Source organism: Hyphomicrobiales bacterium (assembly GCA_016125495.1).
Lineage (GTDB): Bacteria > Pseudomonadota > Alphaproteobacteria > Rhizobiales > RI-29 > RI-29.
On the sequence record WGLQ01000002.1, the window covers coordinates 1 to 13660 of the forward strand.

A 13660-nucleotide genomic window follows, 5' to 3' on the forward strand; every position below is an offset into this window, starting at 1 on the left:
ACACCTTCACGTCGGTCAAGAACGGCCTGACGGGCGCCTAATGATCGGATAGGCGTGGCGCCACCTGGCGCCGGCCCGATCGCGAGCCACCCCCGGGGGATGCCCCGGCGGGTGGCTCTTGCGTTTGCGGGGTCCGGCGGGGCGATCGAGCCATGTTTACGATCCATTTGGCATTGCTTCGTATTCATGCTTCATTCATTTCGAATTCGATTCAAAATTCGCGCTATTCGATCTATATTCGAATCCATCGGCGGCGGCGCAGTCGAAGCCGTCAGATGTCAGAAAACCGGCCGCGGGCGGATGCGTTGAACTCCGTTGTGCCGTTTGAACAGGGAAAAGATCATGACGTCTTTGTTTGTACGCTTCCAGAAGGATCAGTCCGGTGCGACCGCCATCGAGTACGGGCTCATCGCCGCTCTCATCGGTGTTGCGATCATCACGATCCTCGGCGAGGTCGGCACCGAGATCGAGAACACCTTCACGTCGGTCAAGAACGGCCTCACCGGCGCCTGATGCTGCAGCTCGCCGGCGGTGTGCAGCCGCCGCGAGCGCACGAGCGGCGTGCCGCTTCCGCTCCCCGCCCATCCCTTGGAACGACGCGTGCTCGAGGACAGCCGCCATGCCGCCCCGCATGGCGGCTGTCCTGCGTTTCGGACTCGGCGCGGACAGAAGGGAGCACCAATCGATGCAAACCCTACAATGCGAAGCATCCGTTTAGCCGGGATTTTACGGCGGTCGTCTAGTGTGCGATCCAAGACAAAAAAATGGTCCCGTCGTCGGCGGGCAGGGTGAGCGAAAACTGGGGTGGCTTCAATGATGGAACTTGTCTGCGCGACCGTCTTTCCCGGCGTCATGGCGTTCGCGGGAACGATGGACCTCTTCACGATGACGATACCGAACCGGATCTCCATAGTCCTGGTGGTCGCCTTTTTCGTCATCGCGCCGTTCGCCGGCCTCGGCATCGCCGACATCGCCGTTCACACGGCCACCTTCCTCGGCGTCCTCGGCATCGGCATCTTCATGTTCGCGCGGGGCTGGATGGGCGGCGGAGACGCCAAGATCATCGCGGCGGCAAGCCTCTGGATCGGACCCGCGATGCTCGGTCAGTTCATCGTACTGACGGCGATCTGCGGCGGGGTTCTGACGCTCGTGCTTCTGGCCTTCCGTCGTCTGCCACTTCCCGATCGTGCGCTCGCCGTCAAGTGGATCGGGCGCCTGCACGCGTGCGAGACGGGCGTGCCCTACGGGATCGCGATCGCGGGCGGGGCACTGCTGGTCTATCCGCAAGTGCCGTGGATCAAGGCGTTCGTGCTCTGAAAGGGGCCGGCCCGGGTTGGGCGCCGGACTTGCGGCGCCCGCGACCTGCTGACACAAGTCGATGACTCGCAAGAAGTTTCCCGAACCGGGACGGCGGTTAACCCGGCGTTGAGGATTATCGGGCACCGTCCTTCCTGAAACTCGATCGAATCATGTCGATGGGAAGGACACGCGGGTCATGAAACGCGCTCGGCTGATCGTCTTTGGAATAGCGCTCCTGGCTGCCGGCGGCGCCGCGCTGCTCGCAAAGGGCTATATGGGCAAGAAGCCGGAGGTGCGGACGGTCGTCAAGACCGACTTCGACACCGTCCAGGTTCTCGTGGCCAAGCGTGACATCCAACTCGGCGACACCTTGAAGGCCGGTGACATCGGCTGGATCGACTGGCCGCGCGATGCCGCCACGGCCACGTACATCCAGAAGCACCAGAAGCCGGGCGCCATCACCGACCTTTCGGGCGCGATCGCCCGTGCCCAGTTCCTCGCCGGCGAGCCGATCAAGGAGCAAAAGCTCATCAAGGCGAGCGATGGCGGCGTGATGGCGGCCATTCTGCCGGCCGGCATGCGGGCGGTATCGACCTCGATCACGGCACAGAACGCGGCCGGCAATTTCATCCTCCCGAACGACCGCGTCGACGTGATCCTCACCCGCAAGATCCGCTCGGCCGGTGGGCGCCGCGAACAGCACGTCTCCGATACGCTCTTTCGCAACATCCGCGTGCTCGCGATCGGCAGCGCCATCGACGCCAAGGGCGACGAGAAGACCGCCAAGGGCGACACCGCGACGCTCGAGCTGACGCCGACCCAGGCCGAGACGCTCGCGCTCGCCAATCTCATGGGGGATATTTCCCTTTCACTGCGCAGCCTCACCGACAGCCGCCCCGGCCAGGGCGAGGGCGATGACGGCTCGGCAGTGCTCAACAAAGACGACCGCGGCTCTTCCGTCCGCGTTCTCCGGTATGGCGTATCCTCGCGCGCCTATGGCGTGAAGTAACGGTTCCAGAGTCCTGTTCCTTCGCTCGTCGAAAGGTTTGTGCCATGCACACGCTCATGAAAGCCCTCCGCGCGGCAACGGCCGCCGCAGCGATCTGCCTCGTTCCTCTCGCCGCGCTGACGGGTGAGCCGACGGCAGCCTTCGCGGACCCTGCAACGCAGCACACCTCCGTTCTGCGGATCGCCTACGAGGATGCCCTGCCGACGCACCGCGTCGCCCGCATCGGCATCAACAAGTCGCTGATGGTGGAATTTCCCCGCGAGCTGCGCGACGTGGTCGTCTCGGACCCCGAGATCCTCGATGCCGTCGTGCACACCTCGAGCCGCGTCTCCCTCATCGCCCGCAAACGCGGCCAGGCGAACGCGTTCTTCTTCGACTCCAACGGCGAACGCATCATGACCCTCGAGGTGTCGATCGAGCGCGACACCAACCAGCTCGCGGACATCATCAACCGGCTCATTCCCGGCGCGAATGTCTCCGTCGAGATGATGAACGAGACCGTTATCCTGACGGGCTCGGTGCCGCGGCCGGTCGACTCCAACCGCGCCAACGACATCGCGGCGCGCTTCATCGTCTCGCCGGCCGCCGACGCCAACGAGCGCCATGCGGCCAAGGTCATCAACATGCTGACCGTGCAGAGCCGCGAGCAGGTGCTCGTCAAGGTGACGGTCGCGGAGATGAAGCGCACGGCGATCAAGCGGCTCGGCGTCAACTGGTCGAACGTCAATATCGGTGACTACGCGACGATCGGCGGCACGCAGAACGCCTTTCCGCTGACCAGTGCCTTCGGGGCCAACAGCCTCCTCACCGGCACCTGGGGGCCGAGCGCGGACCGTGCGGACTGCTTTGCGCCCGGCGGCGTCGGCGTACCCGGCACGATCGGCGGACTCGGCACCGGCAATGCGATCCTGCCGAACAACCTCGGCTTTGCGGGAACCGCGAACTGCCTGACCAAGACGCTGGAAGCCTTCGAGCGCCACGGTCTCGCCCGGACGCTGGCAGAGCCGACGCTGGTCGCGATTTCCGGCGAGACGGCGACGTTTCTTGCTGGCGGCGAATTTCCAATCCGCGTCCTCGACAATGAGGGAAATGCGACGCTCCAGTTCAAGCCCTTTGGCGTCGGTCTGTCGTTCACGCCGATGGTTATGAGCGAGGAGCGGATTAGTGTGAAAGTCGCGACTGAAGTTTCGGAACTTGATTCTACCGTTGAAGTCTTGGGTGCGCCGGGCCTCAAAGTGAACCGCGCGAACACGACCGTGGAAATGTCGAGCGGCGGCTCGCTCGTCCTCGCCGGCCTCATCTCGGACGACACGCGCCAGAACTACGACGCGCTGCCTGGCATCACCAACCTGCCGATCCTCGGCGCCCTCTTTCGCAGCCGCGATTATCAGAAGAAAGAAACCGAGTTGGTGATCATCCTCACGCCCTACATGGTCAAACCGGTCGCTCGCGATGAGCTTTCGCGCCCGGACGACAACTGGATGCCGGCCTCCGACCTCAAGGCCATCTTCCTCGGGGAGATGAACCGGATGTACGGACACGACGTCGCCGTCCAGGTCGGCGGCAGCACCAAGGACAGCGTCGGCTGGATCGTCGAATAACCTCGCTCGCGAACACAAGGAAAACTGCGATGTCTCCGTTCGTTTCCATCCGCCAGAGCCGCAATCTGCGTGCGACGGCAAGCGTGCTCGCGATCTCCCTCGTCGCGCTCGGGGTCGCCGGTTGCAAGCCCGAATACAAGCCGGACACCTACGTCCTCGGCTACACCGTGCCGGACCCGGCCATGAAGCACCCGATCATCGTCACCGATGCGCCGGTGTTCCTCGAGGTGGACGTGGCGCGCGGCTCCTCCGGCCTCACGCCCGCCCAGCTCGCCGAGGTGCGCGGGTTCCTCTCCGGCTACCGGGCCGAGGGGCGCGGCGGCCTCACGATCTCGGCGCCGAGCGGCAGCCTCAACGAGACCTCCGGCATGTACGCCGCCGGGGAGATCAAGCGTCTCGCGCAGCAGACCGGCATCGACGCCAGCGCGATCTACATGGAGCCTTACGGCGCACCGAACCATCCCGGCGCGCCCGTGAAGATTTCCTTCATCCAAACCGTGGCAAAAGCTCCCGAGTGCGGTCGTTGGCCGGGTAACCTCGGGGAAACCTCACGCAACGAACACTACCACAACTACGGCTGCGCCCAGCAGCGCAACCTCGCCGCCATGGTGGCCAACCCGCGCGACCTGCTCGGGCCACGCACGATGGACCCGAGGCCGGGCGAGCGCGGCTATACGCAGTGGGGCAAGTGGATCGCGGGACAGCCGACGGGCGCCGAGCGTTCGGAGGACGAGAAGTCCGGCAACATCAGCGAAGTGGCGAGCAACTGATGAGCAACATCATGCACCCCTCGAGGAAGAAGTCGATCGAGGATTTCGACGATATCGAGCCGCAGTTCGGCAACGAGGACCACGTCATGGACGACGCCGGTTACGACGATCAGGACGCCGTCGCCTACGCCGACGACGTCATGGATGAATATCCGGGCGAGATCCCGAGCGACAACGCTCTGGTCGGCCGGATGTCGATGCCGGTCAGCGAGCCGGACACGCGCAGCGTCGAGCGGGCCCGCCCGGTGCCGCGGATCTCGATCCAGATCTTCTGCGAGTATCCCGAGACCGCCCAGGTGATCGAGGTCGCGGCCCAGGACCGCCGCCTCTCCAAGGCGCACGTCGCCATCCACATGGGCGGCATCGCCGGCGCCATCGCGCACTATCAGGAGGCGTCGACGCCGAACCTCGTCATCGTCGAGTGCGGCCAGGAGCGCAAGGGTATGCTCGCCGAGCTCGACCGGATGGCCGAGTACTGCGATGCGGAGACGAAAGTCATCGTCATCGGCCACGTCAACGACGTGCTGCTCTATCGCGAACTGGTGCGCCGGGGCGTCAGCGAGTACGTGATCGCGCCGATCCGGCCGCTGCAGATCATGGAGAGCATCTCCAACCTCTACAACAATCCGGATGCCGATCCGGTCGGCCACGTCCTCGCCTTCGTCGGCGCCAAGGGCGGCGTCGGGGCCAGCACGATCTGCCACAACGTCGCATGGACGCTTTCGGAGATCATCAAGGCGGATGTCGTCATCGCGGACCTCGATCTGCCCTTCGGAACGGCCGGCCTCGATTTCAACCAGGACCCGGTCCAGGGGATAGCCGATGCGCTTTCCTCTCCCGACCGGCTCGACGAGGTGCTGCTCGACCGTCTCCTCTCCAAGGTAACGGACTATCTCAGTCTCTTTGCCGCGCCGGGTGTGCTCGACCGAAACTACGATATCCCTCCGGAGTCGTTCGAGTGGGTGATCGACGTCGTTCGCCAGAACGTGCCTTATCTGGCGCTCGACATTCCGCACATCTGGACGCCATGGACGCGTCAGCAGCTGCTGCAGGCCGACGAGGTGGTCATCGTTGCGACGCCGGACCTGGCGTGTCTGCGCAACGCAAAGAACATCGTCGACTTGCTCAAGGAGCACCGCAACAACGATATTCCACCGCACCTGGTCATCAACCAGGTGGGGCTGCCCAAGCGGCCCGAAATCCCGGTCAAGGACTTCGCCGAGGCCGTCGGGCTGCAGCCGAAGTTCGTGGTGGATTTCGACGGCGAGACGTTCGGGCAGGCGGCGAACAACGGGCAGATGGTGGCCGAACTCAACGATCGCGCAAAGGCGGCCGAGCAGTTCCGCCAGCTCGCGCTCGTGCTCTGCCACAGGACGGAAATGCGCAAGCCGGAGAAGTCTTCCGTGCTGTCGCCGCTGCTGCAGAAGCTGAAGCTGCGCAAGTAAGGAGCTTTGAAAAATGTTCGGCAAGCGTTCAGGTTCCGGCTCGGAATCCGGTCAACCGCCCCGGGTGGCACCTCCCCAGGTGCAGACGGCTCCGGCTGCGAGCAAGCCGCAGACGCAGCCGGGCGCCAAGCCCGGCGCGTCGGCCGGCACACGACCCCAGGCGGGCCAGGGCGCCGCGCAAAAGCCGGCCGAGGCGCGCCCGGCCGTAGAGCCTCAGAAGGAGCCGCCGAAGCGGCGCCATTCGGAGGAGTATTACGACGTCAAGACGACGGTCTTCAACGCGCTGATCGACACCATCGACCTCACGCAGCTCGCAAAGCTCGACGCCGATGCGGCGCGCGAGGAGATCCGCGACATCGTCGCCGAGATCATCCAGGTCAAGAACGTCGTCATGTCGATCGCCGAGCAGGAGGAACTGCTCGAGGACATCTGCAACGACGTGCTCGGTTATGGTCCGCTCGAGCCGCTGCTCGCGCGTGACGACATCGCCGACATCATGGTGAACGGTGCGAACACGACCTACATCGAGGTCGACGGCAAGATGCTGCAGACGAGCGTGCGGTTCGCCGACAACGCGCAGCTCATGAACATCTGCCAGCGCATCGTCAGCCAGGTCGGCCGCCGGGTCGACGAATCGAGCCCGATCTGCGACGCGCGTCTGCCGGACGGCTCGCGCGTCAACGTGATCGCGCCGCCGCTCGCCATCGACGGACCCGCGCTCACCATCCGTAAGTTCAAGAAGGACCGCCTCAAGCTCGACCAGCTGGTCAAGTTCGGCTCGATCTCCCCGGAGGGGAAAACAATCCTGGAGATCATCGGCAAGTGCCGCTGCAACGTCATCATTTCAGGCGGCACGGGCTCGGGAAAGACGACGCTGCTCAACTGCCTCACGGCCTACATCGAGACCACGGAGCGCATCATCACCTGCGAGGACTCGGCGGAACTGCAGCTCCAGCAGCCCCACGTGGTTCGCCTCGAGACGCGGCCCCCGAACCTCGAGGGCGAGGGCGAGATCACGATGCGCGACCTGGTCAAGAACTGCCTGCGTATGCGTCCCGAGCGGATCATCGTGGGCGAGGTGCGCGGACCGGAGGCATTCGACCTGCTGCAGGCGATGAACACGGGCCACGACGGCTCGATGGGAACGCTGCACTCGAACAGCCCGCGCGAGGCCATCAGCCGTATGGAATCGATGATCATGATGGGTGGCTATTCGCTCCCCACCAAGACCATCCGCGAAATGATCACCGGCTCGGTGGACATCATCGTGCAGGCGTCGCGCCTCCGAGACGGTTCGAGGAAGATAACGCACGTCACCGAAGTGCTCGGCATGGAAGGTGATGTCGTTACGCTGCAGAACATCATCGTCCTCGACATCATCGGTGAGGACGACAACGGAAAGCTGATCACCAGGCACCGCTCGACGGGCATCGCGCGGCCTCGCTTCTGGGAACGCGCGGCCTACTACGGCGAGGAGACGAGGCTCGCGGAGGCGCTTGCCTCGGCCGAGATCCAGGACAGCTACGGCCGTCCGATGGGAGACTGAGATGTTCAACGATACCGTCGTGCAGATCGCCGTAATCGGCCTTGCCGCGCTCAGCGTGGGCATGATCGTCTACGTGCTGATCCTGCCCTATCTGTCCGGCGAGAAGCAGGCGGAAAAGCGCGTGCGCAGCGTGGCGGCGCGACGCACGAAGGCGCGCGGGGCGCGCGCCAGCCGGGAGGAAGAGCACAGCGCACGACGCAAGAACGTGCAGCAGACGCTACAGGAGCTCGAGCGCAAGCAGAAGCAGAAGAACTCGGTTCCTCTGCGCACGCGCATCGTGCGCGCGGGACTCTCGATTTCCGTGCAACAGTTCTACATGTTCAGTCTCGGTCTCGGAGCGGCGGCTGGCATCGGCGCGTTCCTCGGCGGGCTGCAGCCTGTCATCTGCGCGGCGATCGCGTTCGTTGCTGGGCTCGGCTTGCCGCGCTGGCTGCTCGGGCACCTCATGAAGCGGCGGCAGAATAAATTCCTCAACGAGTTCGCCAACACGATCGACGTGGTTGTGCGCGGCGTGAAATCCGGTCTGCCGCTCAACGAGTGTCTCGAGATCATCGCGCGTGAATCGCCGGAGCCGATCCGCTCGGAGTTCCGCGAACTCATCGAGCAGCAGCGCGTCGGCGTTCCGCTCGCCGACTGCTTCGAGCGCATGATGCGCCGCATGCCGCTTCCGGAGGTGAATTTCTTTGCCATCGTGGTGGCCATTCAGCAGTCGGCGGGCGGTAACCTCGCCGAGGCGCTCGGCAACCTCTCGGGCGTTCTGCGCGCGCGTAAGATGCTCAAGGCCAAGGTGAAGGCGCTTTCGGCGGAGGCCAATGCGTCGGCCATGATCCTCGCCGCACTGCCGTTCACCGTGATGGGCATGACGTACTTCTCCGCGCCGGACTACATCTCGCTGTTGTGGAATGACAAAACGGGTCACATGCTGCTGGCGGGTGGCGGCGTCTGGATGACCTTGGGCATCCTCGTGATGCGCAAGATGATCAACTTCAAGTACTGACGCGCAACCGCGAGCAGTGGGCAGGTGCGGTGGCGGGCTCGCCGCACGGAGGACAGAGCGATGCAACAGATTCTGACGTTCATCCTGGATCCGCAGATCCTGTTCATGATCCTGATCGCGATCGCCACTTTCGCGACGGTGATGACGATCGCGCTCCCGGCGATCTCGCGCGACAGGATGAGTTCGCGCATGAAGGTCATGGCGACGCAGCGCGAGCAAATGCGCGCCCAGCGGCTTCAGGAGCTCGCGGCGCTGCAGAACCGAGGGGCGCTGCGCCACAAGCCGAAGGACTACATGCAGCAGATCGTGGACCGCTTCAATCTGCGCAACTACCTCGATACCGAGGATGTGCGCGAGCGGCTCAAGATGGCGGGCTTTCGTGGCCAGTCACCGGTCGTGGCGTTCATGTTCTTCCGGCTGACGACGCCGGTCATCGTCTTCTGCGTCGTTCTGGTCTACCTGGTGTTCGCCAAGGCGGGCAAGGACATGATGCCGATCATGAAAATCGGCATCGCCCTGGCGGGAGCCTATATCGGCTACTACCTCCCCAACCTTTTCCTCTCGAACATAATCTCGCGCCGCCAGACCTCGATCGCGAATGCCTTTCCGGATGCGCTCGACCTGCTGCTGATCTGCGTACAGGCTGGCATGTCGGTGGAGGCGGCGTTCGGCAAGGTCAGCCAGGAGGTGGCGAGCCAGTCGCTGGAACTGGCCGAGGAGCTCAGCCTCACGACGGCGGAACTGTCCTATCTCTCCGAGCGGCGGCAGGCCTACGAAAACCTCGGCAAGCGCACCGGTCTCGCGCAGATCAAGGCGACGGCGACCAGTCTCATCCAAGCCGAGCGCTACGGTACGCCGGTCGGTCAGGCACTTCGCGTGATGGCCAAGGAAAACCGCGACATGCGCATGTCGGAGGCCGAAAAGAAGGCTGCCGCGCTGCCGCCGAAGCTGACGGTTCCGATGATCGTCTTCTTCCTGCCGGTGCTGTTCGTGGTCATCCTCGGGCCCGCGGTCGTGCGGGTGATGCGGATGCAATAGGGCACGCCCGAGCTGCGAGATGCGGAGAACAGCGGGGGGCCCGGCCAATGGCCGGGCCCTGTCGCGTTCGTGGTGATGCCCGCGCAAGGTGTCAGAAATTGCCTTGGTAGCGCGAACGCCGGGCGGCGAGCTCGGCCTCCATGCGATCCTTGCGGATCGTCGCCAGCCGGCTCATGGTGTCCTGCGACCAGGGACCCGAGAGAACGTCATGGACGTCGCCGCGGGTCACACCCATGTCGAGCAGCATGCGATCGTCGTACTCGAGCAGTCGTGAAACCTGGCGGCGGCGAGCGACGATCCTCGCGAGACGGGTGGGACTTTCCAGGATCGCGGCCAGTGCGGTGACAGCGGCCTCGAGTGCGCCGCGCAAGGCCGTCGGCCGGCCGTGTGTGGATGGATTCTGGATGCTCTTGCTCATGCTCATGACCCAACTCCTGGGATGGCCTCGATCGTTGCTAGGCGTTGCGATAGGGGTCTTGTAGCCAACCCCTGCTGCCAGCCCGATGTCAGGACGTTCACGACCTCCTGACAACGTGTTGTCAGGAGGCCTATGCTAAGCGGCCGACTGAAACGGGGCGGATCGACATCGCTTGCGGTGGCTTGTGGACAAGTGGGGCGTGGATATGCGGCGGGCCGACAGGCTGTTCGAGATCATCCAGCACCTGCGCCGTCAGAAGCTGACACGCGCGCGCGACCTCTCCGAGGCGCTCGAGGTCTCCGAGCGGACGATTTATCGCGACATCGCCGATCTCGTGGCGAGCGGGGTGCCGATCGAGGGCGAGGCGGGGGTCGGGTATGTCCTCAGGGACGGCTACGATCTGCCGCCGCTCATGTTCCGGGAGGTCGAAATCGAGGCGCTGGTACTCGGTGCCCGGATCGTTCAGTCGTGGGGCGATGGAGAGCTGGCGACGGCGGCCGGCGACGTGATCGCGAAGGTCGAGGCGGTCATTCCGGAGCGGCTGCGGGATTATATGTCCCGAACCGCGCTGCTGGCGCCGAGCGAGCATGCGATGGAGCCGATCACTTTCGATCTCGCGACGCTGCGGCGGGCGGTCCGCGAGCGATTCAAAGTCCGATTCGCCTATGTCGATGTGGTCGGGGACGCTTCGGGGCGAACGGTGCGCCCGCTCTCGCTCGCCTTTTTCGGTCCCGTCTGGATGATGGCCGCATGGTGCGAATTACGAAACGATTTCCGCACGTTCCGCCTCGACCGAATCAGCAGTTTCGAGGCCACGGAGGAGCGTTTCGCCAACGAACCCGGCAAGACGCTGCACGATTTTCTCGGCCGCGAACGGCCATGGAACCGCTCGCGGCTGTCGCAACGGGGTGGCTGGCCGCACGACGATACGTAAAAGGGCTCCTCAGGCGATCGGATCGGCCTTGAGGCGGAGCCGCTCGGGGTGGGCGGCGTAGGTGCCGAGGATGCGCACTTCGGTGGAGAAGAACGACAGTTCCTCGAGGGCGAGCTGGACGGCGCGGTCGCGCGGATGGCCCTCGATATCGGCATAGAACATGGCGGCGTAGAAGCGGCCCTCGAGCTGGTAGGATTCGAGCTTCGTCATGTTGACGCCGTTGGTCGCAAAGCCGCCGAGGGCTTTATACAAAGCGGCCGGCACGTTGCGGACGCGAAAGACGAAGGTGGTGACCACCGGGCCGGTGCCGGGCTCGGCGTCGTCGGGATCGGCGGCGAGGATGACGAAGCGGGTGGTGTTATGCGCCTCGTCCTCGAGGTCGGTGCGCAGAACCTCGAGGTCATAGATCTCCGCGGCCAGGCTGGAGGCGATGGCGCTGCGCGTCGGATCGCCCCGCTCGGCGATCATGCGAGCGGCACCGGCGGTATCGGCCTCGGGGACCGGGTGCAGCCCCAAGTCACGCAGGGTGCGGCGGCACTGGCCGAGCGCCTGGGTATGGCTGTGCGCGGTCTTGAGGCCCGAGAGGGTGGCGCCGCGCGGTGCGAGTAGCAGGTGGCGGACGCGCTCGAAGTGCTCACCGACGATATAGACACCGGCATCCGGCAGGATGTGATGGATATCGGCGACACGGCCGGCCACCGAATTCTCGATCGGGATCATGGCATAACGAACCGAGCCCGACTTCACCGCCTGGATGGCGTCCTCGAAGGTCGGGGAGGCGACCGGCTCGAGATCGTCGAAGGCGGCCCGACAGGCGAGGTGGGAGTTGGCGCCGGGTTCGCCCTGGTAAGAGATCCGCGCTGGCTTCCTGTTGGGCATGTCGCTCGCTCGCTCGCGTTGGGGCTCGGTTCTGCTCACCGGGCTCATGGTATCGTTGCGCCGGCTGGTGGATCCGCACGGCCGAGGTCTGTCGGTCATGAAAGCGCTTGGCGGGCGCGTTCGAGTTCGTCGGGCGTGTCGACGCCGAGCGGCACGGTGTCGACCACGGCGACGTCGATCCGCATGCCGTCCTCTATGGCGCGCAACTGCTCGAGGCGTTCGCGCCGCTCCAAGGACGAGGGGGGGAGTGCCACGAAGCGCTCGAGGCTGCGCCGGCGATACGCATAGATGCCGATGTGATGGTAGAGCGGGCCCTCGCCGTGCGGCGCCGTGGCGCGGGTGAAGTAGAGGGCGCGCATGCGGGCCGGCGAACCGGAGACGGGCGAGCCGACGACCTTGACGACATTCGGGTTCTCGCGCTCCTCCGGGCGGGTGATCACGGCAGCGAGGGTGGCGATGTCGACGGCCGGGTCGGAGAGCGGGGCGACGACCGCGTCGACGAGGGCTGGATCGAGGGTCGGCAGGTCGCCCTGGAGGTTGACGACGATGTCGGGCGGCGAACCGGTGCTCGCCACCAGCGCCACCGCCTCGGCGATGCGGTCGGAACCGGATGGATGGTCGGCGCGCGTCATCACCGCCTCGCCGCCGGCGCTCCGCACCGCGGCTGCAATGCGCTCGTCGTCCGTGGCAACCAGCACACGCCCGACCCCGCTCTCGATGGCCCGGCGCCAAACGTGCACGATCATCGGCTGCCCGGCGATGTCGGCGAGCGGCTTTTCCGGCAAGCGCGTGGCGGCGAGGCGCGCGGGAACGACGACGAGGATGCTCGACATGTTTCTCTACGGCTGAAAACGACCAGCAAGCTGGTAAATGGCGGACGCTGCGGTTGCAAGCCACGAGCAATCTCTGTAATCGGTCGGCGGTCCTCGGGCGAAGCCGGTCGCGGCTCGGGCCCGCGCCACGACGGGAGATGGTCGAGCAATGGATTCTTTCGAGTTCAACAAGATCGCAGGGGCCGTTCTGGCCGCGCTCATCGTGATCTTCGGCACGCGGACACTGATGCACGAGATGAATCACAGCGGACCGCCCGAGAAGTCCGGCTACGAAGTCGAAATCGCGAGCGCGACGCCGAGCGCCGGGGGGGACGCCGGTGCCGCCGAGGCCGTGCCACCGATCGGGGCGCGGCTCGCGACGGCCGACGTGGCGGCGGGTGAGAAGGTCTTCAAGAAGTGCACGGCGTGCCACGGCGTCGAGGCCGGTGGCGCGAACCGTGTCGGCCCCAATCTGCACAACATCGTCGGGCGCGGCATCGGCGCTGTCGACGGATTCGCCTATTCGGGGCCCATGAAGGAGCACGGCGGCGCCTGGGATTACGAGGCGCTCGACGCCTTCCTCGCCAATCCAAAGGGCTACATGAAGGGCACCAAGATGGCATTCGCCGGCATCAAGAAGCCGGACGAGCGTGCCGACCTGATCGCCTACCTCAAGGCCAACACCGAAAACCCGCCCGCGCTGCCGGCGCAATAGCGCGCTGGAGGTCGACTGGTTCCCTCTGGACGGATCATGCGGGAGGCTGCCGCGGCAATTCATGCCGTGGCGGCGTTCTTGTCGGCGGGCATGGTCCACGGCGCCCTGTGGGACCGTGCCCGACCGCGCGGCATCGGCCAGATTACGTCATGACATGCATTTAACTTGGCGTGGCCCGGTGCTGTCGGCCATCATGC

The 13660-nt window shown here is 65.2% G+C and carries 14 protein-coding genes; 11 read left to right on the top strand and 3 right to left on the bottom strand.

What is annotated here, in order from left to right; genetic code table 11:
* The first annotated feature begins 342 nt into the window (after positions 1-342).
* The 9 genes from GC150_00585 to GC150_00625 all read left to right on the top strand — a co-directional run bounded on the left by GC150_00585 (position 343) and on the right by GC150_00625 (position 9705).
* Positions 343-513: a Flp family type IVb pilin gene (locus GC150_00585; protein MBI1383394.1), complete on the top strand. Its 171-nt coding sequence runs from the start codon at positions 343-345 to the stop codon at positions 511-513.
* Between the two features lie 300 nt (positions 514-813).
* Positions 814-1317 (top strand): peptidase, encoded by a 504-nt coding sequence (locus tag GC150_00590; protein MBI1383395.1) that lies wholly within the window; start codon positions 814-816, stop codon positions 1315-1317.
* Between the two features lie 178 nt (positions 1318-1495).
* Complete coding sequence (cpaB, locus tag GC150_00595; protein ID MBI1383396.1) at positions 1496-2308, top strand: Flp pilus assembly protein CpaB; 813 nt, start codon at positions 1496-1498, stop codon at positions 2306-2308.
* Between the two features lie 44 nt (positions 2309-2352).
* Positions 2353-3909 carry a type II and III secretion system protein family protein gene (locus GC150_00600; protein ID MBI1383397.1) on the top strand — a complete coding sequence of 519 codons (1557 nt, stop codon included), beginning with the start codon at positions 2353-2355 and terminating at the stop codon, positions 3907-3909.
* A 29-nt stretch (positions 3910-3938) separates the two neighbouring features.
* Positions 3939-4679, top strand: coding sequence for a pilus assembly protein CpaD (locus GC150_00605; protein ID MBI1383398.1), 741 nt, complete (start codon positions 3939-3941; stop codon positions 4677-4679).
* 191 nt (positions 4680-4870) lie between these two features.
* A complete protein-coding gene (locus GC150_00610) occupies positions 4871-6124 on the top strand; it encodes a CtpF protein (protein MBI1383399.1) in 1254 nt (417 codons plus the stop codon).
* A gap of 13 nt (positions 6125-6137) precedes the next feature.
* On the top strand, positions 6138-7670 hold the full coding sequence (locus GC150_00615) for a CpaF family protein (GenBank protein ID MBI1383400.1): 1533 nt from the start codon (positions 6138-6140) through the stop codon (positions 7668-7670).
* Between the two features lies 1 nt (position 7671).
* A complete protein-coding gene (locus GC150_00620; GenBank protein ID MBI1383401.1) occupies positions 7672-8667 on the top strand; it encodes a hypothetical protein in 996 nt (331 codons plus the stop codon).
* Between the two features lie 60 nt (positions 8668-8727).
* Positions 8728-9705: a type II secretion system F family protein gene (locus GC150_00625; protein MBI1383402.1), complete on the top strand. Its 978-nt coding sequence runs from the start codon at positions 8728-8730 to the stop codon at positions 9703-9705.
* A gap of 91 nt (positions 9706-9796) precedes the next feature.
* Here GC150_00625 and GC150_00630 read toward each other — a convergent pair whose 3' ends face one another.
* Positions 9797-10129: a DUF1127 domain-containing protein gene (locus tag GC150_00630; GenBank protein MBI1383403.1), complete on the bottom strand. Its 333-nt coding sequence runs from the start codon at positions 10127-10129 to the stop codon at positions 9797-9799.
* A gap of 199 nt (positions 10130-10328) precedes the next feature.
* Between GC150_00630 and GC150_00635 the strand changes: the two genes are divergently transcribed.
* Positions 10329-11057, top strand: coding sequence for a WYL domain-containing protein (locus tag GC150_00635; GenBank protein MBI1383404.1), 729 nt, complete (start codon positions 10329-10331; stop codon positions 11055-11057).
* Between the two features lie 9 nt (positions 11058-11066).
* Here GC150_00635 and GC150_00640 read toward each other — a convergent pair whose 3' ends face one another.
* The gene (locus GC150_00640) at positions 11067-11936 is read right to left on the bottom strand and encodes a prephenate dehydratase (GenBank protein MBI1383405.1); all 870 of its coding nucleotides are present in this window, start codon (positions 11934-11936) and stop codon (positions 11067-11069) included.
* A gap of 95 nt (positions 11937-12031) precedes the next feature.
* Positions 12032-12769 (bottom strand): 3-deoxy-manno-octulosonate cytidylyltransferase, encoded by a 738-nt coding sequence (locus GC150_00645; protein ID MBI1383406.1) that lies wholly within the window; start codon positions 12767-12769, stop codon positions 12032-12034.
* 148 nt (positions 12770-12917) lie between these two features.
* Here GC150_00645 and GC150_00650 point away from each other — a divergent pair, with 148 nt between their 5' ends.
* Positions 12918-13463, top strand: a complete 546-nt coding sequence (locus GC150_00650) for a c-type cytochrome (GenBank protein MBI1383407.1) — start codon at positions 12918-12920, stop codon at positions 13461-13463.
* Positions 13464-13660: the final 197 nt, after the last annotated feature.

What these genes read in the sequence shown, in the direction of transcription:
- GC150_00585 (MBI1383394.1), top strand. Translation starts at nt 343, where the DNA reads ATGACGTCTTTGTTTGTACGCTTCCAGAAGGATCAGTCCGGTGCGACC.
- GC150_00590 (MBI1383395.1), top strand. Translation starts at nt 814, where the DNA reads ATGATGGAACTTGTCTGCGCGACCGTCTTTCCCGGCGTCATGGCGTTC.
- cpaB (MBI1383396.1), top strand. Translation starts at nt 1,496, where the DNA reads ATGAAACGCGCTCGGCTGATCGTCTTTGGAATAGCGCTCCTGGCTGCC.
- GC150_00600 (MBI1383397.1), top strand. Translation starts at nt 2,353, where the DNA reads ATGCACACGCTCATGAAAGCCCTCCGCGCGGCAACGGCCGCCGCAGCG.
- GC150_00605 (MBI1383398.1), top strand. Translation starts at nt 3,939, where the DNA reads ATGTCTCCGTTCGTTTCCATCCGCCAGAGCCGCAATCTGCGTGCGACG.
- GC150_00610 (MBI1383399.1), top strand. Translation starts at nt 4,871, where the DNA reads ATGTCGATGCCGGTCAGCGAGCCGGACACGCGCAGCGTCGAGCGGGCC.
- GC150_00615 (MBI1383400.1), top strand. Translation starts at nt 6,138, where the DNA reads ATGTTCGGCAAGCGTTCAGGTTCCGGCTCGGAATCCGGTCAACCGCCC.
- GC150_00620 (MBI1383401.1), top strand. Translation starts at nt 7,672, where the DNA reads ATGTTCAACGATACCGTCGTGCAGATCGCCGTAATCGGCCTTGCCGCG.
- GC150_00625 (MBI1383402.1), top strand. Translation starts at nt 8,728, where the DNA reads ATGCAACAGATTCTGACGTTCATCCTGGATCCGCAGATCCTGTTCATG.
- GC150_00630 (MBI1383403.1), bottom strand. Translation starts at nt 10,129, where the DNA reads ATGAGCATGAGCAAGAGCATCCAGAATCCATCCACACACGGCCGGCCG.
- GC150_00635 (MBI1383404.1), top strand. Translation starts at nt 10,329, where the DNA reads ATGCGGCGGGCCGACAGGCTGTTCGAGATCATCCAGCACCTGCGCCGT.
- GC150_00640 (MBI1383405.1), bottom strand. Translation starts at nt 11,936, where the DNA reads ATGCCCAACAGGAAGCCAGCGCGGATCTCTTACCAGGGCGAACCCGGC.
- GC150_00645 (MBI1383406.1), bottom strand. Translation starts at nt 12,769, where the DNA reads ATGTCGAGCATCCTCGTCGTCGTTCCCGCGCGCCTCGCCGCCACGCGC.
- GC150_00650 (MBI1383407.1), top strand. Translation starts at nt 12,918, where the DNA reads ATGGATTCTTTCGAGTTCAACAAGATCGCAGGGGCCGTTCTGGCCGCG.